The 20,236-nt window shown below is 68.3% G+C and carries 17 protein-coding genes; all 17 read left to right on the forward strand.

Annotated elements, in window-relative coordinates; translation table 11 throughout:
• Positions 1-114 precede the first annotated feature (114 nt).
• Positions 115-876, forward strand: a complete 762-nt coding sequence (locus CFN17_RS17090) for an HAD family phosphatase (RefSeq protein ID WP_208748911.1) — start codon at positions 115-117, stop codon at positions 874-876.
• Positions 863-2,053 (forward strand): site-2 protease family protein, encoded by a 1,191-nt coding sequence (locus tag CFN17_RS17095; protein ID WP_208748912.1) that lies wholly within the window; start codon positions 863-865, stop codon positions 2,051-2,053. Before CFN17_RS17090 ends, CFN17_RS17095 begins: the two co-directional genes overlap by 14 nt.
• A 101-nt stretch (positions 2,054-2,154) precedes the next feature.
• Complete coding sequence (locus tag CFN17_RS17100) at positions 2,155-3,231, forward strand: tRNA (adenine-N1)-methyltransferase (protein ID WP_208748913.1); 1,077 nt, start codon at positions 2,155-2,157, stop codon at positions 3,229-3,231.
• An 84-nt stretch (positions 3,232-3,315) separates the two neighbouring features.
• On the forward strand, positions 3,316-5,115 hold the full coding sequence (gene arc, locus CFN17_RS17105) for a proteasome ATPase (RefSeq protein ID WP_208748914.1): 1,800 nt from the start codon (positions 3,316-3,318) through the stop codon (positions 5,113-5,115).
• The gene (gene dop, locus CFN17_RS17110; protein WP_395925459.1) at positions 5,112-6,785 is read left to right on the forward strand and encodes a depupylase/deamidase Dop; all 1,674 of its coding nucleotides are present in this window, start codon (positions 5,112-5,114) and stop codon (positions 6,783-6,785) included. The genes arc and dop overlap by 4 nt, the downstream gene beginning before the upstream one ends.
• Positions 6,786-6,876: 91 nt before the next feature.
• Positions 6,877-7,080, forward strand: a complete 204-nt coding sequence (locus CFN17_RS17115; protein ID WP_208748915.1) for a ubiquitin-like protein Pup — start codon at positions 6,877-6,879, stop codon at positions 7,078-7,080.
• An 84-nt stretch (positions 7,081-7,164) separates the two neighbouring features.
• The gene (prcB, locus tag CFN17_RS17120; protein WP_208748916.1) at positions 7,165-8,007 is read left to right on the forward strand and encodes a proteasome subunit beta; all 843 of its coding nucleotides are present in this window, start codon (positions 7,165-7,167) and stop codon (positions 8,005-8,007) included.
• Between the two features lies 1 nt (position 8,008).
• Positions 8,009-8,716, forward strand: a complete 708-nt coding sequence (gene prcA / locus CFN17_RS17125) for a proteasome subunit alpha (RefSeq protein ID WP_208748917.1) — start codon at positions 8,009-8,011, stop codon at positions 8,714-8,716.
• Between the two features lies 1 nt (position 8,717).
• Positions 8,718-10,082: a Pup--protein ligase gene (gene pafA / locus CFN17_RS17130; RefSeq protein WP_208748918.1), complete on the forward strand. Its 1,365-nt coding sequence runs from the start codon at positions 8,718-8,720 to the stop codon at positions 10,080-10,082.
• A gap of 110 nt (positions 10,083-10,192) precedes the next feature.
• The gene (locus tag CFN17_RS17135; RefSeq protein ID WP_208748919.1) at positions 10,193-11,128 is read left to right on the forward strand and encodes an FKBP-type peptidyl-prolyl cis-trans isomerase; all 936 of its coding nucleotides are present in this window, start codon (positions 10,193-10,195) and stop codon (positions 11,126-11,128) included.
• 52 nt (positions 11,129-11,180) lie between these two features.
• Positions 11,181-11,576 (forward strand): FKBP-type peptidyl-prolyl cis-trans isomerase, encoded by a 396-nt coding sequence (locus CFN17_RS17140; RefSeq protein ID WP_090956012.1) that lies wholly within the window; start codon positions 11,181-11,183, stop codon positions 11,574-11,576.
• A 102-nt stretch (positions 11,577-11,678) separates the two neighbouring features.
• Positions 11,679-13,688, forward strand: coding sequence for a YafY family protein (locus CFN17_RS17145; protein WP_208748920.1), 2,010 nt, complete (start codon positions 11,679-11,681; stop codon positions 13,686-13,688).
• A gap of 10 nt (positions 13,689-13,698) precedes the next feature.
• Complete coding sequence (locus CFN17_RS17150) at positions 13,699-14,076, forward strand: hypothetical protein (RefSeq protein ID WP_208748921.1); 378 nt, start codon at positions 13,699-13,701, stop codon at positions 14,074-14,076.
• Between the two features lie 35 nt (positions 14,077-14,111).
• The gene (tatA, locus tag CFN17_RS17155) at positions 14,112-14,381 is read left to right on the forward strand and encodes a Sec-independent protein translocase subunit TatA (protein ID WP_208748922.1); all 270 of its coding nucleotides are present in this window, start codon (positions 14,112-14,114) and stop codon (positions 14,379-14,381) included.
• A 48-nt stretch (positions 14,382-14,429) separates the two neighbouring features.
• Positions 14,430-15,224 (forward strand): twin-arginine translocase subunit TatC, encoded by a 795-nt coding sequence (tatC, locus tag CFN17_RS17160; RefSeq protein ID WP_208751559.1) that lies wholly within the window; start codon positions 14,430-14,432, stop codon positions 15,222-15,224.
• A gap of 24 nt (positions 15,225-15,248) precedes the next feature.
• The gene (locus CFN17_RS17165; protein WP_208748923.1) at positions 15,249-18,155 is read left to right on the forward strand and encodes an RNA helicase; all 2,907 of its coding nucleotides are present in this window, start codon (positions 15,249-15,251) and stop codon (positions 18,153-18,155) included.
• Positions 18,156-18,257: 102 nt separating this feature from the next.
• On the forward strand, positions 18,258-19,919 hold the full coding sequence (locus CFN17_RS17170; protein WP_208748924.1) for an amidohydrolase: 1,662 nt from the start codon (positions 18,258-18,260) through the stop codon (positions 19,917-19,919).
• Positions 19,920-20,236 lie beyond the last annotated feature (317 nt).

A 20,236-nucleotide genomic window follows, 5' to 3' on the forward strand; every position in this document is an offset into this window, starting at 1 on the left:
GGAAATGCGCGACGCCGTGCCGGATCCGCGCTGAATCCGGCAGGCGGGCGCCCGAAATTCGCCGTAGGCGTAGCGTGCGCGCCGCCCGGCCGGGTTCCCCGTAGACTGGAAAACATGCGATCCCCAGCTTCCCGGTCCCTCCTCAAAGCAGCGCTATGGGACATGGATGGCACCATTGTCGACACCGAGCCGTACTGGATCGAAGCCGAACGCGCACTGGTGGAAGCCCACGGCGGACGCTGGTCCCACGACCAGGCCATGCAGCTGGTGGGGCAGTCCCTCATGTTTTCCGCCGGCCTCCTGCAGGACGCCGGCGTGCGCATGGAACGACGCGAGATCGTCGACCACCTCACCGGCCATGTGGTCAGCCAGGTCCGCAAATCCGTGCCGTGGCGGCCAGGCGCCCGCGAACTGCTCGACGAACTCTACAACGCCGGCGTCCGCTGCGCCCTCGTGACCATGTCCGAGGCCCCGCTGGCACGCGAGATCGTGGCCGCCCTGCCGGTGCCCTACTTCGACTTCCTGGTCACGGGGGACACCGTCACGCACGGCAAGCCGCACCCGGAGGCCTACCTGACGGCAGTTGAACGCCTGCAGGAGCAGGATCCGGACCTTGGCCTGCATCACTGCGTGGCCCTGGAGGATTCCGCGCCCGGCGTCGCCGCCGCCGTCGCCTCCGGCGTCGTGACCGTCGCCATCCCGCACATCGTGCCCCTGCCGCACGATCCCCGCCGCGCAACCTGGGACACCCTCGAGGGCCGTACGGTTGCCGATCTTGAGGAGCTGGTGGCCTTCCGGCACGAATTCCCGGACGCCACGTTCGGCCTCGACCCGGAACCTGCCGCCGCCCCGGCCGCGGGTCATGCCCGTGGCTGACACCGGCAGCCAGGGACAGCCCGGCCCCACGACCGCCCGCAGGGACGGCATCCCGCTGGGCCGCATTGCCGGCATCCCGGTGTACCTGGCCTACTCGTGGTTCATCATCGCCGCATTCACCGTGATCGCCTACGGTCCGGTCCTGCAAGGCAACAATCCCCGGCTCGGCATCACGGCCTTTTTCGTCGCCTTCGCCTATGCCCTATTGCTGCTGGTCTCGGTCCTGGCCCACGAGCTTGCCCACGCCCTGACCGCCAAACTCTTCCACTGGCCCACGGAGAAGATCGTCCTCAACCTCTGGGGCGGACACACCCAGTTCCAAAGCTTCACGGCGTCGCCGGGCCGTTCGGTCCTGGTGGCCATGGCCGGCCCCGCCACCAACCTCGTCCTTGCCGGCGCCGGCTGGCTCGTGTTGTTCTACGGGGAACCGGGCGGAGTGGCGGGCATCCTCGCCAACATCTTCGTCTGGGCCAACCTGCTGATCGGCCTTTTCAACATCCTTCCGGGCCTGCCCCTGGACGGCGGCCGGCTGGTCGAATCCGCCGTTTGGAAAGCCACCGGAAGCCAGGAGAAGGGTACGATTGCCGCCGGCTGGGCCGGCCGGATCATCGTGATCGCCCTGGCGCTGTGGTTCATCGTCCTGCCCTTGCTCAGCGGGGCGCAGCCCGACATTTCGTTCACCATCATCACCGCCCTGGTCGGCAGCTTCCTGTGGATGGGAGCCTCGGCGTCCATCCAGCAGGCCCGCCTCCGGAGCAGGCTGCACCTTGTCGACGCCGCCGCCCTCGCCGAGCCGGCGATCGGCCTTGCGGAGAGCGCCACGGTGGCGGAGGTCCTGGGCCGGGCGCCTGCCGGCACCCCGACTGTGGTCCTGTGCGACCGGGACGGCCGTCCCGTGGCCGTCGTCGACGCCGGGGCTGCCGCCACCGTTCCCGGCGCGCTGGCGGCGACGACCCCGGCCTCCGCCGTCGCCTACGCCCTGGCCGCCGGCGCGTACGTCCCCGCATGGTCCAAGGGCCAGGAACTCGTGCAGTATCTGGCCCAGCTCGAAGGCCGGGAGTATGCGGTAGTGGACGGCGCGGGCGCCGTCACCGGGCTGCTGCGGCAGTCCGCCGTCATCGATGCCATGACGGGCAAGTACCGGGCCCAGCCTCAGAACCAGGGACAGAACCGGTAGAGTTACTGGTCGGTCGTGAATACCCGGCCCCCATGCGCAAAGACCCGTGCCCGTCGGCATGGCCGCGACCACACAGCTTTACAGGAGCGAGGAACATCTTCATGAGCAGCGACACCGCCGGAGGCACCAACACCGCCACCACTCCCGCCGCCCCGCACCCCGTAGATGCCGCCGCCACGGCCGGCGCCACCGGCGCCGGGCGCCGCCGCGGACCGTTCCGCGAGGGCGAACGGGTCCAGCTCACGGACGAGCGCGGCCGCATGAATACGATCACGCTTGAGGCCGGCGGCGCCTTCCACACGCACCGCGGCTTCCTGAACCACGACGAAATCATCGGCAAACCGGACGGCTCCGTCGTGGTTAACAACGTCGGGCAGCAGTACCAGACCCTGCGGCCGCTGCTCTCGGACTTCGTGCTCTCCATGCCGCGCGGCGCGGCCGTGGTCTACCCCAAAGACGCCGGCCAGATCGTCACCATGGCGGACATCTTCCCCGGCGCACGGGTCGTTGAAGCCGGCGTCGGCTCCGGCGCCCTGTCCATCTCGCTACTGCGCGCGGTGGGCGACAATGGCTACCTGCATTCCTTCGAACGGCGCCAGGAGTTCGCCGACATTGCCCGCGGCAACGTCGAAACCATCTTCGGCGGACCCCACCCGGCCTGGAAGATCTCGCTGGGCGACTTCCAGGAGGAAGTGGTCCGGACCGAAGAGCCGGGCTCCGTGGACCGGGTCGTGCTGGACATGCTCGCCCCATGGGAATGCCTCGACGCCGTCGCGACCGTCCTGGCGCCCGGCGGCGTGTGGATCAATTATGTCGCGACTGTGACGCAGCTTTCGCGCACAGCCGAAGCCATCCGCGCCGACGGCCGCTTCACCGAGCCGGACGCGTGGGAATCCATGGTCCGCGGCTGGCACCTGGAAGGCCTGGCCGTCCGCCCGGACCACCGCATGGTGGCGCATACCGGTTTCCTGCTGGTGACCCGCCGGCTGGCCGACGGCGTCACGGGAATCTCCGTCAAGCGCCGCCCCTCCAAGACCGAATTCAACGAAGAGGACGTCAACGCCTGGACCCCCGGGGCCGTCGGCGAACGGGCCGTCTCGGACAAGAAGCTGCGCCGCGCCGCCCGCGACGCCATCGCCGGAACCAACGTCGTGGACGCGCCGGAGATAACGAACTAGGCAGCATATTTCGGATGTCTCCAGCGGCACCCGCCTTCTTAGGGCTATGGTCTTAACAGAAGAGCAGGAAGGGGCTGATGCACGATGGAGACTCCGAACACTGACCCGGGCCGCACACCGGCTGAGGACACACCGGAGGCCGCCGCGCGCGCGGCCGCGGCCGGCGAGGGGGAGCGGCTCGCCGCCAACGAACTCTCGGTCGCCGAGCGGCAGGTCAATATCCTCCGGGACAAGCTCAGGCACATAGACCGCCAGCTCGCCGCCGCGACGCAGAACAACTCCAAACTGGTCAGCATGCTGGAGACCGCCAAGGCCGAGATCCTGCGGCTCAAGAACGCCCTGGACCAGGAGGGACAGCCGCCGTACAGCTTCGGCACGATCCTCCAGCTGAACCCTAAGCGGCAGCCGACCGCCGGGAACAGCGGCCAGGCGGCCACGGAGGAATCCGTGGACATCTTTAACGCCGGCCGGAAAATGCGGGTGGGGATCAGCCCGCTGGTCAACATCAGCCAGTTGGCCGTCGGGCAGGAAGTCCTGCTCAACGAGGCCCTGATGGTGGTCGCCGGGCTCGGCTACGAGCGCGCGGGGGACCTCGTCACCCTGAAGGAACTGCTGGGAGCGGACCGCGCCCTCGTCGTGGGCCGGGCCGACGAGGAGCGGGTCATCCGCTTGTCCGGACCGCTGCTCGCCCAGCGCCTGCGGGTCGGCGACGCGCTGTCGGTCGATTCGCGCACCGGGTATGCCCTCGAAAAGATTCCGCGCTCCGAGGTGGAGAACCTCGTGCTGGAGGAAGTACCGGACATCACATACCAGGACATCGGCGGCCTGGGCCCGCAGATCGAGCAGATCCGCGACGCCGTCGAACTTCCTTTCCTGCACCCGGACCTGTACCGCGAGCACGGGCTGAAGGCCCCCAAGGGCATCCTGCTGTACGGCCCGCCGGGCTGCGGCAAGACCCTGATCGCCAAGGCTGTGGCCAACTCGCTGGCCGCCCGGGCCGCCGAGCGCGCCGGCAAGACGGACATGAAGAGCTACTTCCTGAACATCAAGGGACCCGAACTCCTGGACAAGTACGTCGGTGAGACGGAGCGGCATATCCGGCTGATCTTCGCACGGGCCCGGGAGAAGGCGTCCGAGGGCAGCCCCGTGGTCGTGTTTTTCGATGAGATGGACTCGCTGTTCCGCACCCGCGGCACCGGGATCTCCTCCGACGTCGAAACCACGATCGTTCCGCAGCTCCTGAGCGAGATCGACGGCGTCGAACGGCTGGACAACGTGATCGTGATCGGCGCCTCCAACCGCGAAGACATGATCGACCCGGCGATCCTGCGCCCGGGCCGGCTGGACGTCAAGGTCAAGATCCAGCGTCCCGACGCCGAAGCCGCGGCCGACATCTTCAACAAGTACATCACCAGGGATCTGCCCTTCCACGAATCCGACCTCGCCGAGCACAACGGCGACGTCCAGGCCACTGTGGACGCCATGGTCCAGCGCACCGTCGAGGCAATGTACTCCACCGAGAAGTCCAACGAGTACCTCGAGGTGACCTACGCCAACGGCGACACCGAGATGCTCTACTTCAAGGACTTCAACTCCGGCGCCGTGGTGCAGAACGTCGTGGACCGGGCCAAGAAGTATGCCATCAAGGACCTGCTGACCATCGGGCAGAAGGGCCTGCGGATCGACCACCTGCTGCGAGCGGTCGTGGACGAGTTCCGCGAGCACGAGGACATGCCCAATACCACCAACCCCGATGACTGGGCCCGGATCTCCGGCAAGAAGGGCGAACGCATCACCTACATCCGCACCATCGTCCAGGGCAAAGCAGGCCAGGAGCCCGGCAAGTCCATCGAGACGATGCCCAGCACAGGGCAGTACCTGTGACGGCTGCTGTCCCTGGCCGGCCGGCGGACGCTGCCGGCGGCCTGCCCGTGGGCGGGGCGATGCGGGTGATGGGCTCGGAGACCGAGTATGGAATCCATGCGCCTTCGGCCCCCGGCGCGAACGCCACCATGATGTCGGCCCGGGTGATCCAGGCCTACGCGCAGGTGACACGGCAACGGGCCGCCGGCGGCGCCGAAACCCGCTGGGACTACACGGACGAGGAACCGCTGCATGATGCCCGCGGCTGGACCTTGGAGCGCAGCAAAGCGGACCCGGAACAGCTCACCGACCAGCCCCCGGTCCTGGACGCCGAAGCCGTAGCCCTCGCCTACGGCCGCCAGGAACTGGAGGCCGACGGCGAGGACGAGTCCGGCACGCTGCTGATGAACATGGTTCTGGGCAACGGGGCACGCCTGTACGTCGACCACGCCCATCCGGAGTATTCCAGCCCCGAGGTGACCAATCCCCGCGCGGCCGTGACATGGGACGCCGCCGGCGACCTCGTGGCGCTGGCCGCCGTCCGGCGCCTCGCCGCCGACCCCGAGCTGCCGCCAGTCAACCTGTACAAGAACAACACGGACAACAAGTCCGTGTCCTACGGCTCGCATGAGAACTACCTCATGCCGCGTTCCGTTCCGTTCGGTGAGATCGTCCGCGGGCTCACGCCGTTTTTCGTCACGCGGCAGATCATTTGCGGCGCCGGGCGGGTGGGCCTCGGGCAGGACAGCGCGCGGCCGGGCTACCAGATCAGCCAGCGGGCCGACTTCTTCGAGACGGAAGTGGGCCTGGAAACCACCATCCGCCGGCCCATCATCAACACCCGTGATGAACCCCATGCCACCGCGGACAAATACCGCCGGCTCCACGTCATCATCGGCGATGCCAACCTCAGCCAAGCCTCCAACTTCCTCAAATTCGGCGCCACTGCGATGGTCCTGAGCCTGATAGAGGCCGGGCTGGCGCCGCGGGTTGAAGTCCACGAACCCGTCGCGGCGCTGCAGGCCGTCAGCCACGACACCTCGCTCACGGCGATGTTCCGCCTGGGTGACGGCCGCCGGATCACGGCCCTGGACCTGCAGTGGATCTATTTTGAGGCCGCATCCAAGCACGCGCAGGACACCGGGGTGGCCGACGCCGTGGACGGCGACGGGCACACCCACGAAGTTCTCGAACGCTGGTCCGCCACCCTGAGCGCACTCGGCAGCGACCGGGCCGCGGCAGCCTCGTCTGTGGAATGGCTCGCCAAGCTGTCCCTGCTGGAGGGTTACCGCCAGCGCGACGGCCTCGGCTGGGACAGTGCGCGGCTGGGCCTCGTGGACCTCCAGTGGGCCGACATCCGGCCCGAAAAAGGCCTCTACTACCGGCTGTTGGCGCGCGAGAGGATGCAGCGCATCGTCGAGGACGCGGCGATCGGACGCGCGGTGACCGAACCGCCGTCGGACACGCGGGCATATTTCCGCGGACGCTGCGTGAGCCGTTTCGGCGCCGACCTCGCCGGCGCGAGCTGGGACTCGGTGATCTTCGACGTCCCCGGCCGCGGCAGGCTCCAGCGGGTCCCCACGCGCGAGCCGCTGCGCGGAACGGAGGCCCTCACGGGCGGCCTCTTCGCCCGGCACAGCGACGCCGGGCCGTTCCTGGCCGAACTGCTCGGACTCAGCCCGGGTTCCTAGGACCAAAGCCCCCCGCGGGCGCCCCGCGCGTGGCACTATTGCTACAGGATGTCCCAACAAGTCAGACAGGGACGGACAGAAGGAGAAGACAATGGCAGGCCAGGAGCAGCAGCAGCCGCAGTCGCGGGACACCGAGGTTGAGGAAGACGTCCCCGCCACGCCGCCCGCCCCCGCGGACGCGCAGGCATCGGCAGCCACCCAGGGCGTTGACGATCTCCTGGACGAGATCGACGGCGTGCTGGAATCCAATGCCGAGGAGTTCGTCCGCGCCTTCGTGCAGAAGGGCGGCCAGTAGGAGTGCCGCCGGCCGCCGGATGAGGGCGGCAGGAGGGGCTAAGGGCCGGAAGAGTCGTTGATCCACCACGTCGAGGGAGCGTCAGTGCAGGAAACAACAGCCAACCGCGTAGCAGCCAATGCGACGTCCTCATTCACCGAGCATCTGCAGCGCGAACGGCCCGACTTACTGCCATTCGGCCAGGGGCCCTTCGGCCACCTGGGCGCCGCCGGGCACGCCAGCCACGCCGCAGCACCCCTCCAGGCACCGCACGGGACCACGATCGTGGCCATGAGCTACGCCGGGGGAGTGCTGATGGCCGGGGACCGCCGGGCCACCATGGGGAACGTGATCGCGAGCCGCCACATCGAAAAGGTCTTCCCGGCCGACCAGTACTCCGTGCTGGGGATCGCCGGGACCGCCGGAATCGCCCTCGACATAACCCGGCTGTTCCAGGTGGAACTTGAACACTACGAGAAAATCGAAGGCACGCTCCTCAGCCTGGACGGCAAAGCGAACCGGCTCGGCGCGATGGTCCGCGGCAACCTGCCCATGGCGATGCAGGGCCTGGCGGTCGTTCCCCTGTTCGCCGGGTTCGACCGGCCCGCCGGCATCGGCAGGCTCTTCTCCTACGACGTCACCGGCGGCCGCTACGAGGAACAGGAACACCATGCCGTGGGCTCCGGCTCCATGTTCGCCCGCGGCGCCCTGAAAAAGCTCTGGCGGCCCGGCCTCTCCGAACAGGACGCCGTGGCCATCGCCGTGGAGGCCCTCTACGACGCCGCCGACGACGACTCCGCCACGGGCGGTCCGGATCCGGTGCGGCAGCTCTGGCCCGTCGTGTACGTGGTGAACCGGGCCGGGGCGGTCCGCGTCCCGGACAGCGCCCTCGCCGCCGTGGCCGGCGGCATCATCGAATCCCGGGCCGTCGCCCAGCGGGAGGCCTGAGATGACGCAGCAGTTTTATGTATCCCCCGAACAGCTGATGAAGGACCGTGCGGACTTCGCACGGAAAGGCATCGCCCGCGGACGCTCGGTGGTAGTGATCAGCTGCCGGGACGGGATCGCGCTCGTGGCGGAGAACCCGTCCCCGTCACTGCACAAGATTGGCGAGATCTACGACAAAATCGCGTTCGCCGCCGTCGGGAAGTACAACGAATTCGAGAGCCTGCGGCAGGCCGGGGTGCGGTACGCCGACGTCCGCGGCTACTCCTACGACCGCGAGGACGTCACGGCCCGCGGCCTGGCCAGCGTGTACGCCCAGAGCCTGGGTGCGGTGTTCACGGCTGAGCAGAAGCCCTTCGAGGTGGAACTGGCCGTCGCGGAGGTCGGCCCGGTCCAGGAAGCGGACCACTTGTACCGGCTGACTTTTGACGGCTCCATTGCCGACGAGCACGCTTTCGTGGTCATGGGCGGCCAGGCGGAGACGGTCTCCGAGGCGGTCGCGGCGGGCTGGCAGGGCGAACTCGACTTCGCCGGGGCCATCCGGCTGGCCCTGGCCGGGCTCGTGTCGGACAAGGAAACAACCACCCTGCCGGCATCCGCGCTGGAAGTCGCGGTACTGGACCGCGGCTCGGAAAGCAGCCGCGGCACCCGCCGGGCCTTCCGGCGGCTTGAGGACGCGGACATCGTGGAACTGCTGTCTGAGGAGAGATGAGATGGACAAGCGCATATTCGGCATCGAGACCGAATTCGGAATTTCCTATTCGAGCCCCGAATCCCGGCCCCTGGCGCCGGAGGAAGTAGCCCGCTACCTCTTCCGCAAGGTGGTCAGCTGGGGACGATCCTCCAACGTCTTCCTGACCAACGGCTCACGCCTCTACCTCGACGTCGGGTCCCACCCGGAGTACGCAACCGCTGAATGCGACGACCTCGCCCAGCTGATCGCCCACGACCGGGCCGGGGAACTGATCCTGTGCGACCTCGTCGATGAAGCCCAGGAGCGTCTCGCGGCGGAAGGGTTCAACGGCACGGTGTACCTGTTCAAGAACAACACCGACTCCGCCGGGAACTCCTACGGCAGCCACGAAAACTACCTCATTCCCCGGCGCGGGGAGTTTTCCCGGCTCGCCGAGATTCTCATCCCGTTCCTGGTGACGCGGCAGCTGATCGCCGGGGCAGGGAAGATCCTAAAGACCCCGCACGGGGCCACGTTCGCATTCTCCCAGCGGGCAGACCACATCTGGGAAGGCGTGTCCTCGGCCACCACCCGGTCGCGGCCCATCATCAACACCCGTGACGAGCCGCACGCCGATGCCGAGTTCTACCGGCGCCTGCACGTGATCGTGGGCGACTCGAACATGTCCGAAACCACGGCCCTGCTCAAGATCGGGACTGTGGACCTGATCCTGCGGATGATCGAGGCCGGGGTGATCATGCGCGACATGCGGATGGAGAACCCGATCCGGAGCATCCGGGAAATCTCGCACGACCTCAGCGGCCGTGCGCTGGTGCGGCTCGCCAACGGCCGGCAGTTGACGGCACTGGAAATCCAGCGCGAGTACCTGACCAAGGTGTCGGCATTCGTGGCCGAGAACGGCGCCCACAACGCCCATGTTCCGCTGATCCTGGACCTTTGGGAACGCACCCTCGACGCGATCGAAAGCGGCGACACGAGCACGATCGACACCGAGGTGGACTGGGCCATCAAGAAGAAGCTCATGGACAACTACCGTGAACGGCACGGCCTGGGCCTCGACGCGCCACGAATTGCGCAACTGGACCTGACCTATCACGACATTTCCCGCAGCCGGGGGCTGTTCTACCTGCTCCAGGCCCGCGGGGCGGTCCGCCGGGTGGTGGACGACACCGCCGTCAAGGACGCTGTTGACGCCCCGCCGCAGACCACCCGCGCCAAACTCCGTGGCGACTTCGTCCGCCGCGCCCAGGAACTGGGCCGCGACTACACGGTGGACTGGGTCCATCTGAAGCTAAACGACCGCGCCCACCAGACGATCCTGTGCAAGGATCCGTTCCGGAGCGTCGACGAACGGGTGGATGCCCTGCTGGATTCGATGGGCTGACACCCAGCTTCGCACGTTATTCTGGGTAGGGCGGCCCTGCGGCCGCCGCTTGCTGTGCCCCGGGAAACCGAACGGCACTGCGTCCATCCTGCCCCGACGAAAGTTTCTAAGTGCGCCGACTACTAGCAATTCTTCTCCCCGGACTGCTGCTGCTGACCGCCTGCGGCGGCAACGAAGCGCCCCCGGCTCCGGAACCCACCAGCCAGTCCGCGGGCGAAACCGCCAAGCTGGACTCGGTCAAGCTGACGGAGAACGGTGACAAGAAGGCCCCCGGTGTCGAATTCACCAAGCCGCTCGACGTCAAGGAACCCACGGTCAAGGTGATCACCGAGGGCAGCGGAGACCGGGTCAAGGCCAACCAGATCGCCGACATCTCGATCGTTGCCCTCAGCGGCAAGGACGGCTCGACCCTTGAGGACACGTTCCCGAACGATCCCGAGCCCCTCGAGCTGAACGACGAGCTCAAGAGCAGCAGCCCCGTCATCTACAACGCTTTCGTGGGCGCCAAAGTAGGCTCCCACATTGCCTTGGCCGTTCCCGGCCAGGCCGCCGCCGAAGGCACCGAGGCCAAGCCGACGCAGCTGCTGATCGTCAAGGTACTCGCCGCCAAGGACGCTCCGCCCGTCCTGGACAAGCCCGAAGGCGACGCCGTCACCCCGCCGGCCGGACTGCCCACCGTGAAGGAAAACGACAAGGGCGTGCCGGAGATCTCGGTAGCCGGCGTCGCGGCACCGACCGCGTTGGTTTCGCAGGACCTCATCAAGGGCAAGGGCCAGGCGCTCAAGGAGACCGATACCATCACGGTCAACTACGTCGGTGTCGCCCTCGCGACCGGCAAGGTGTTCGATTCCAGCTTTGACAGCGGCAAGAAGGCAACCTTCCCGCTCACCGGCGTCATCAAGGGCTGGACCCAGGGCCTGACCGGCAAGACGGTCGGTTCCCGGGTGCTGTTGGTGGTCCCGAAGGACCTCGCCTACGGTGATCAGGGCCAGGGCGACGCGAAGGGCGACCTCGTCTTCGTCGTCGACATCCTCGGCGTCAAGTAATCCAGCCAAGCAATTCACCACATCCACCACTCGTCCCCCAAAAGGAGCAACCATGTCATTTGGAGAGCGCAAGCTTGACCGCGAAAAGCCGGAGATCGACTTTCCGGAAGGCGATGTCCCCACCGAACTGGTCATCACTGACCTGATCGAAGGAGACGGACCGGAGGCCAAGGCCGGCGACACCGTGTCCACGCACTACGTGGGCGTCGCCTGGTCCACCGGTGAAGAATTCGACGCTTCGTGGGGCCGCGGCGCGCCGCTGGACTTCCGGGTCGGCGTCGGCCAGGTCATCCAGGGCTGGGACCAGGGCCTGCTGGGCATGAAGGTCGGCGGCCGCCGCCGCCTCGAGATCCCGTCCGAGCTGGCCTACGGCTCCCGCGGGGCCGGCGGAGCGATCGGCCCCAACGAGGCCCTGATCTTCGTCGTGGACCTCGTCGCCGTCCGCTAATCCCAGCTCAGGCTGCGGAAGCGCGGTAACAATCGGAAAAGTTCTTCCGGCTGTTGCCGCGCTTTCGTCATTTTCGCCTACCGGCTTTAGTACCCTTGCGGGGTGTCCGCCTCACGTACAGAACGCCTCCTGAACCTGCTCATCGCCCTGCTGAACACCACTTATGGCCTGCGCCGCAGTGAACTGCGCGAGAAGGTCTACCGTGACACCACAGCCAGCGACACGGCGTTTGGCCGCATGTTCGAACGGGACAAGGACGAGCTGCGCCGGTTCGGCTTCGATGTCGAGACCGTGACTGACACGGGCTGGGGCTCCGACGATCCGGCCACGACCCGGTACCGGATCGGCAAGGAATCGAACCGGCTGCCCGATGTCAGCTTTAGTGCCGAGGAGGGAACTGTCCTGATCCTCGCGGCGCAGCTGTGGGAGCACGCCGCCCTGGGATCCGCGGCCGTGGACGCGGTCCGCAAGCTGCAGGCCGCCGGCGGCCTGGCGGACACCGAGCTCCCCGCCGGCGTGCAGCCGCGCATCCGCCCGGCCGGGCAGGCCTTCGAAGACCTGGTCGCCGCCATCCATGCCCAGCACCCGGTCAGCTTCACGTACCTCGCCGGCAGCACCGGCCGGGAAGAGGAACGGTTCGTGGAACCGTGGGGCCTCGGCAGCCGCTTTGGCCAGTGGTATCTGGTGGGCCACGACCGTACCCGCGGAGACAAGCGCTTCTACCGGCTGTCCCGCCTGACCTCCGCCGTGACCGTGCTGGAGAAGGACCACTTCACCGCCCCGGCCGGATTCAACGTCCGCGCCGAACTGGCGGGGCTGCCGGAACTGCCGCCGCAGACCGCCGTCGTCGACGTCGACCGCGGGCGCCTGCACGGGCTCCGCAAACGGGCGCAGGCAGTCCCCGGCACCGGCGGCGCCGGCACAACGCAACCGGCGGCGGACCGTGACCGGCTCGCTGTGCCGTTCCGCGACGCCGAGACGCTGGGCGAGGAGCTGGCCTCCTACGGCCCCCTGGTGGCGGTGGTGTCGCCGCCCGAGCTCGTGGCGGCCGTCCGCCGGCGCCTCGCCGCGGCGGCCGCGTTCACCGCCGCGCCCGTGCCGGCCGTGGCCTTTCCGGAAACCGGACGCGCAGGGCACACCCGCAAAAGCACCTCGGAGGACCAGCTCAAGCGCATGCTGCAGCTTGTCCCCTTCCTGGTCCACAACCAGGGCCTGCACATCAGCGAGGTCGCCGCGAGGTTCGGGATCACCCGCAAAGCCCTCGAGGACGATCTGAGGATCCTGATCTGCTCCGGCCTGCCGGAAGGCTACCCGGACGACCTGCTGGACATCCAGTGGGACGATGACCACGTCTTCATCACCCAGGACCTGGACCTGACCCGGCCGGTGCGGTTCACCGTGGACGAGGCCTGTGCGCTCCTGACCGGGCTGGAGACCCTCAACGGCCTGCCCGAACTCGCCGAGGGCGGCGCCCTCGAATCGGTCACGCTCAAGCTCATGGCCGCCGCGGGGGAGGAGGGGCGCAAGGCAGCCGCGCTGTCCGGCCCCGAGGTGGCGCCCGGCAACACGGCCACCCTGCAGACCGCGCGCGACGCCATCCGTGACGGCGCGCAGCTCCGGCTCGTGTACTTCTCCCCGCAGCGCGACGCCGTGTCCGAACGCGACGTCGACCCCCTGCGGCTCTACTCCCTGGACAACACCTGGTACCTGGAGGCGTACTGCCACTCCGCCCGGGGTCTGCGCAACTTCCGGCTGGACCGGATCGAGGCCCTGGCGCCGAACGGCCGCCCGGCAGAACGAACAGCCGCTCCGGCGGACGGCTTCCCGGTCAAACTGTTCACCCCGAACGACGACGACACGCTCGTCGTCGTCGAACTGGCCCCGCGCGGCACCGGACTGGCCGCCGACTACTACGCCGAGCGGACCGCCGGCCTTCCCGGCGGCGGCCTGCTCGCCGAAATCCGGTTCGGCAGCACCGACTGGCTGCCCATGTTCGTCGCCCAGCACGGGGGCATGGTGCGGATTCTGCAGCCGGCTGCCCTGGCGGACGCATCCCGGCAATGGCTCACCGCCGCCCTGACGCAATACACGCCCGCGCCGGGCGCCCGATAGACTGATCCGTATGCCTTGGTGGTCCTGGATCCTGCTCTGGATAGCGCTGATTGCGCTGTCCCTGTTGTTCTACGGCGTGCTCGGCGTCCGGCTGTTCCGGAAGTTCACCACCACGGCCCGGGAACTGAGCGAAGCCGCGGACCGGTTTTCCCGTATCCCCGCCCCTGCAGTGCCCGGTACGGAGCCCGCAGCGGCCGACGCCGGCACCGCGGACGGTACGGTGCACAGGCTGGCACCCGGCGCCGCTGTTTTTGCCTCTCCTGCACGGATGCGTCATGATTACGACGCATCCAAGTTCGCCCGGCAGGAGGCCCGCCGGCTGCGCCGCATCCGGCGCAGAAAGGACCGGCGGCAGCCGCAGGCGCTGCGCGACATCGAATTCGGTTAGACGTAGGATGTATTCAAACGAAAGGACCTCCTCCCATGAGGCTTGAAGGCTGGCATCTCATCATCATCATCGTCCTGGCACTGGTGCTGTTCGCTGCACCGAAGCTGCCGGGCATGGCCCGCAGCCTGGGCCAGTCGATGCGCATTTTCAAGTCGGAAGTCCGGGAAATGAAGAAGGACGGCACGCCCGAAACGAAGGACGGTTCCGAACCGGTCGAGGGCCGCGTCGTCAACCACCCGCAGACCGGCGCCCCGGAAAGCCGCACGGGTGACGGTACCGACGCGCCGCCGTCGACCCGCGCCTAAGACCGCATGGCAGTAACCATGAGCCGTCGATCGAACCCCGAGGGGAGGATGGCGCTCCTCGACCACCTGAAAGAACTGCGGAACCGGCTCTTCAAGGCGGCCATCGCCGTCGTCGTCGGCACAGTGGTGGGTTTCCTCGTCTACCAGCCGATGCTGTCGGCGCTGATCAAGCCGATCCGCGACCTCAACGGACAAGACGGCCGCCAGGCGACCCTGAACTTCGACGGCGTCGCGAGCTCGTTCGACCTCATGATCCAGGTGTCCGTGTTCCTGGGCGTGATCATCGCCAGCCCCGTCTGGCTCTACCAGCTGTGGGCCTTCATTGTTCCGGGGCTGCACAAGAAGGAACGGCGCCTTGCGTTGTCCTTCGTGGCGGCGGCCGTTCCGCTGTTTATCGGCGGCGTCCTGCTGGCCTGGATGGTGCTGCCGAACGCGGTCCGCGTCCTGACTGAATTCACGCCGTCGGGCGGCTCCAACTTCATCAGCGCCCAGGTGTACCTGTCCTTTGTCCTGCGCCTGCTGCTCGCATTCGGCATCGCGTTCCTGCTCCCTGTGGTCCTGTTCGGGCTGAACCTGGCCGGCCTGATCAAGGGCCAGCAGCTGCTCAAGAGCTGGCGGATCACCGTGTTCCTCGTGTGCCTGTTCGCCGCGATGGCCGCACCCGGAGCCGACGCCATGAGCATGTTCTACCTTGCGGTGCCCATGCTGGCACTGTTCTTCGCCGCAATCGGTCTCTGCCTGCTCAACGACCGCCGGCGCGAGCGGCGCGCTGTCAAGCGCGACGCCGAGACCGAAGCCACAGCGGACGTTGCCACCCCGAGCTCCGAGCTGGAGAATCTCTAGGGTTTCGCGCATTAGGCTGGGAGTATGTCGTCACATCCCGGGCCGGAATCACCGTCCGAACGTTACCGCGCCAGCGTCGAGCGGGCCGCCGAAGCCAAGACCCATCTGGGCGGCTTCATCCGCTCCCTGGAATTTGAACTCGATGATTTCCAACGCGAGGCGTGCCTGTCCCTGCAGGCCGGCCGTGGCGTGCTCGTGGCCGCCCCGACCGGGGCGGGGAAGACGATCGTGGGGGAGTTCGCCATCTATCTGGCCCTCCAGCGCGGACTCAAGGCGTTCTACACCACCCCGATCAAGGCCCTGAGCAACCAGAAATACGCCGAACTCGCGGCCAAGTACGGTGCGGCGCAGGTGGGTCTCCTCACCGGTGATACGAGCATCAACGGCGACGCGCCCGTGGTGGTCATGACCACCGAAGTCCTCCGGAACATGCTTTACGCAGACTCGGACACCCTGGATGACCTGGGTTTCGTGGTCATGGATGAGGTGCACTACCTCGCCGACCGCTTCCGCGGGGCCGTCTGGGAGGAAGTAATCATCCACCTGCCTAGCGAAGTCCAGGTGGCCTCGCTCAGTGCCACGGTCTCCAACGCCGAGGAATTCGGTGCCTGGCTGGACACGGTCCGCGGCCAGACCGACGTCATCGTCTCCGAGCACCGCCCGGTGCCGCTGTGGCAGCACGTCATGGTGGGCCGGAAGATCGTGGACCTCTTTGCCGGCGACACCAGCTTTGATGAAATCGCCCCGGCCGGCGAGGCTGCTGAGGCAGCGGCGGCCGCAACCGCGGAGACCACCGCCCGCGCCGCCGCCGTCACGGAACGGGCAGGCTTCGAGGTCAACCCCGAGCTGCTGTCCATGGCACGGGCCGAAAGCCAGATGAACTTCCGCGGCCGTTTCGGCCACGGCGGCCGCAGCCAGCGCCGGAACCAGCGCGGTCAGCGGGACGAACAGCCCGCCGGGCAGCGCAGCCCGGTGCGGAAGGCCAGCCGGCCGCAGGTCATCGCCAGCCTGGACCGGCAGGACCTCCTGCCGGCCATCACGTTTATCTTCTCGCGGGCGGGCTGTGACGCCGCCGTGGCCCAGTGCGTGTCCGCCGGTCTCTGGCTGACCAACGAACGCGAGCAGCAGCTCATCGCCCGGCGCGTGGACGAGGCCGCCCAGGACATCCCCTCCGACGACCTCGATGTACTCGGCTTCTGGAGCTGGCGGGACGGCCTGCTCCGTGGACTCGCCGCCCACCACGCCGGCATGCTCCCCACGTTCAAGGAAGTCGTGGAGAAGCTGTTCGCCGACGGCCTGGTCAAGGCCGTCTTCGCGACCGAAACGCTTGCGCTGGGCGTGAACATGCCGGCCCGCTGCGTCGTGCTCGAGAAGCTGGACAAGTTCAACGGCGAGGCGCACGTGAACATCACGGCCGGCGAGTACACCCAGCTGACGGGCCGCGCCGGCCGCCGCGGCATTGATGTCGAGGGCCACGCCGTGGTGTTGTGGCAGCCGGGCACCGATCCGGCCGCCGTCGCCGGCCTCGCCTCGCGCCGGACATACCCGCTCAATTCAAGCTTCCGGCCCACCTACAACATGTCCATCAACCTCCTGGCGCAGTTCGGCCGGCCCCGGGCCCGCGAAATCCTCGAGTCGTCCTTCGCGCAGTTCCAGGCGGACCGTTCGGTGGTCGGGCTGGCACGGCAGGTCAGGAGCCGGGAGGAATCACTGGCCGGGTTCAGCAAGGCCATGACGTGCCACCTGGGGGACTTCACCGACTACGCCCGGCTGCGGCGCGCCCTTGCTGACGCCGAGAAGACAGCTTCCCGGGGCAGTTCGCGGGCCAGGAGATCCCTCACCGAGGACTCCCTGAGCCGGCTCCTTCCCGGCGATGTGGTCGATGTCCCGGCCGGCAAGTCACCGGGCCTCGCGGTGGTGCTCAGCTCCGACCACGAATCCCGGGAGCCGCGCCCGGCGGTGATGACACTGGACAACCAGCTCCGCAGGATCGGCCTGCACGACGTCGAGGGTCCGCTGTCGCCGATCACCCGGATCAGGATTCCCAAGTCGTTCAACGCCAAGGTCCCCAAGTCCCGCCGGGATCTGGCGTCCTCGGTCCGTAACGCCATCCGCGAAAACCGGCCGCCGGCACCGCCGCGCCGCGACGACGACTTCGGCAGGTCCGCGGCCGCACCTAACCAGGAGAAGCGGATCGCCGAGCTGCGCCGGGAGCTCCGCGCACACCCGTGCCACGGATGCAGCGAACGAGAGGACCATGCCCGCTGGTCCGAGCGCTGGTGGAAACTCCGCCAGGAAACCGACGGGCTCATCCGGCAGATCCAGGGCCGGACCAACACCATCGCCAAGACGTTCGACCGGGTCTGCGGCGTCCTGACCAGCTACGGCTATCTCGAGACCTCCGACGCCGGCGCGTTGACCATCAGCCCGGACGGCCAGCGGCTGCGGCGGATCTACGGCGAAAAGGACCTGCTGATCTCGCAGTCGCTGCGGATGGGCGCCTTTAACGACCTCGACGCCGCCGAGATCGCCGCCCTGGCCAGCGTGCTGGTCTACCAGGCCAAGCGGGAAGACCGCGGCCTGCGCCCCAAGATGCCGAGCATCTCGCTGGAATCCGCGGTGGACACCGTGGTGCGTGAGTGGTCCGCCCTCGAAGACGTGGAGGAAGCCAACAAGCTACCCCTGACCGGCGAACCTGAGCTGGGGCTGGTCTGGCCGATCTTCAAGTGGGCCAAGGGCCGGCACCTGCAGGATGTCCTGAGCGGCACGGACCTCGCCGCCGGCGACTTTGTCCGCTGGGTCAAACAGGTCATCGACCTGCTGGACCAGCTCGCCGACATCCCCACGCTTGACCCCCGGATTGCGCGGCTGTGCGCGGAGGCCATCAAACTCGTCAAACGCGGCGTCGTCGCCTATTCGTCGGTGGCCTAAGCGCTGCCGGGCTGCCACGGCCCGCCGCACCCTGGCCCGTCTTCGGGCCTTCCCAAACTGCCGGCCCCGGGCCGGCCACCCGTTACAAGGAGTTCCCGCCCCATGACCGCTTCACCTGCCGCACCCCGTAACGTCACGCTGTACCGCAACGGTTCCGTCTACACTGCCGCCGATCCGTTTGCCACCGCCATGCTGGTCGACGGCGACACGGTCGCCTGGGTCGGGTCCGAGCAGGCCGCCACCTCCATCGCTGACGCGTCCATGACGGTGATCGACCTGCAGGGCGCGCTGCTGGCCCCCGGCTTCGTCGATTCGCACGTCCACCTGACCGAAACCGGGATCGCCCTGGATTCGCTGCAGCTGGCGGGCGTGCGCTCGGCCGCTGAACTACTCGACGCCGTCGCTGCTTCCAGCGGACCGGCATCCGGTGCGGGAGGAACCGTGCTGGGGCACGGCTGGGACGAGACCGCCTGGGCGGATCCCACCCTCCCGACGCGGGACGAAATCGATCGCGCAGCCGGCGGCCGCCCCGTCTACCTGTCCCGGGTGGATGCCCACTCGGCCCTGGTCTCGGGCTCCTTGGCGGCAAAAGCGGGATTGAAAGGCCTGGACGGCTACGGCACGGGCAGCCAGGTCAAACGCAGCGCGCACACCGCCGCCCGGCTCGCGGCCCGCCGGCTGCCGGCCGACATCCTGCGCGGCTACCAGCAGCGGGCCCTCGCCGAAGCGGCCGCCAACGGCTACGTTGCCCTCGCCGAAATGGCGGCGCCGCACATCGGCAGCGTCGAGGACCTGCAGCTCGCGGCGGCCTGGAACGACACCGGAACGGACGGCGCCAAAGTCCCGGAGGTCCTGCCGTACTGGGGTGAACTCGCCACCTCCACGGAGCATGCCCGGTCCCTCCTGGACGGACTCGGCGTCCCGGTGCTGGGCCTGGCCGGCGACCTCACCCTGGACGGATCCATCGGTTCACGCACCGCGTCCCTCCGCGCCGACTACACCGACGCGCCGGGGGAGCGCGGCAGCCTGTACATCTCAGTCGCCGACGCGGCCGCCCACCTTGCGGCGTGCTCGCTCCTGGGGATCCAGGCCGGCTTCCATGTGATCGGAGACGCCGGCCTGGACGCCGCCCTTGACGCGCTCGACCTCGCCGCGGCCGAGGTAGGGGAACAGCGCGTCCGGGCAGCCGGGCACCGCTTCGAGCACGTGGAACTGGCAGACCCCGACGCGATCAGCCGGCTGGCACGCTATTCCGTCACCGTCAGCGCCCAGCCCGTCTTCGACGCCCTGTGGGGCGGCGGCAGCAGCCTGTACCAGCAGCGCCTCGGCGACCGCCGCCAGGGCATGAACCCGTTCGCCAGCTTCTACGCCGCCGGGGTGCCGATCTGCTTCGGCAGCGACAGCCCGGTCACGCCGCTGCGGCCGTGGTCGAGCGTGCGTGCCTGTCTGGAGCACACCAGTCCGGCCGAGCAGATCTCCGCCCGCGCCGCCTTCCTCGGCCACACCCGGGCCGGCTGGCGGGCAGCCCGCTACCGGAACCCCATAGCCGGCCAGCTCGTCCCCGGCGCGCCGGCCACCTTCGCGGTCTGGGAAGTCGAAGAGCTCATGGTCCAGGTGGCCGACGGCCGGGTGCAGTCCTGGAGCACAGACCCGCGGGCCCGCACACCGCTGCTGCCCGCCCTGGACACCGGCACCGATCCGGTCTGCCTCCAGACCGTGCGGGACGGCCGGGAACTGTACACAAACGGTGCGCTCGGCGCCTGATCCCGCCGTCGTCGCCCCGCCCTCCGGGCCGAAAACCTTGCTGCCCGGAACCCTGCCTTGAACTGCGGCGATGAACAAAACGGCAGGTCACGGGTCGGTTGACAGATCAGGGTGCCCCCGTAGCATTGAGGGTCAACGGAGTGTTGCTTACGGTGGGCGCTCCGGGAGTCCCCGGTTCATTCCAGGTTGCCGCACCCGCGGGAGCTTGCTTGGTCGTGGCCGCGGGCACCCCGAGGGGGCGGGTCTACTTCGCAGCAGAAAACTGTTCCGGTGCCGCAATTCGCGGTCTGCCGGAACTGGCCCGAAGCGGGTGGACC

The sequence above is a fragment of the Arthrobacter sp. PM3 genome (assembly GCF_003352915.1).
Classification (GTDB): Bacteria; Actinomycetota; Actinomycetes; order Actinomycetales; family Micrococcaceae; genus Arthrobacter.

Bases quoted from the DNA above. Each gene is read 5' to 3' on its own strand.
- CFN17_RS17170 (WP_208748924.1), top strand. From the start codon at position 18,258: ATGACCGCTTCACCTGCCGCACCCCGTAACGTCACGCTGTACCGCAAC.
- CFN17_RS17090 (WP_208748911.1), top strand. From the start codon at position 115: ATGCGATCCCCAGCTTCCCGGTCCCTCCTCAAAGCAGCGCTATGGGAC.
- tatA (WP_208748922.1), top strand. From the start codon at position 14,112: ATGAGGCTTGAAGGCTGGCATCTCATCATCATCATCGTCCTGGCACTG.
- CFN17_RS17140 (WP_090956012.1), top strand. From the start codon at position 11,181: ATGTCATTTGGAGAGCGCAAGCTTGACCGCGAAAAGCCGGAGATCGAC.
- CFN17_RS17095 (WP_208748912.1), top strand. From the start codon at position 863: ATGCCCGTGGCTGACACCGGCAGCCAGGGACAGCCCGGCCCCACGACC.
- pafA (WP_208748918.1), top strand. From the start codon at position 8,718: ATGGACAAGCGCATATTCGGCATCGAGACCGAATTCGGAATTTCCTAT.
- arc (WP_208748914.1), top strand. From the start codon at position 3,316: ATGGAGACTCCGAACACTGACCCGGGCCGCACACCGGCTGAGGACACA.
- tatC (WP_208751559.1), top strand. From the start codon at position 14,430: ATGGCGCTCCTCGACCACCTGAAAGAACTGCGGAACCGGCTCTTCAAG.
- CFN17_RS17115 (WP_208748915.1), top strand. From the start codon at position 6,877: ATGGCAGGCCAGGAGCAGCAGCAGCCGCAGTCGCGGGACACCGAGGTT.
- CFN17_RS17150 (WP_208748921.1), top strand. From the start codon at position 13,699: ATGCCTTGGTGGTCCTGGATCCTGCTCTGGATAGCGCTGATTGCGCTG.
- prcA (WP_208748917.1), top strand. From the start codon at position 8,009: ATGACGCAGCAGTTTTATGTATCCCCCGAACAGCTGATGAAGGACCGT.
- CFN17_RS17165 (WP_208748923.1), top strand. From the start codon at position 15,249: ATGTCGTCACATCCCGGGCCGGAATCACCGTCCGAACGTTACCGCGCC.
- CFN17_RS17100 (WP_208748913.1), top strand. From the start codon at position 2,155: ATGAGCAGCGACACCGCCGGAGGCACCAACACCGCCACCACTCCCGCC.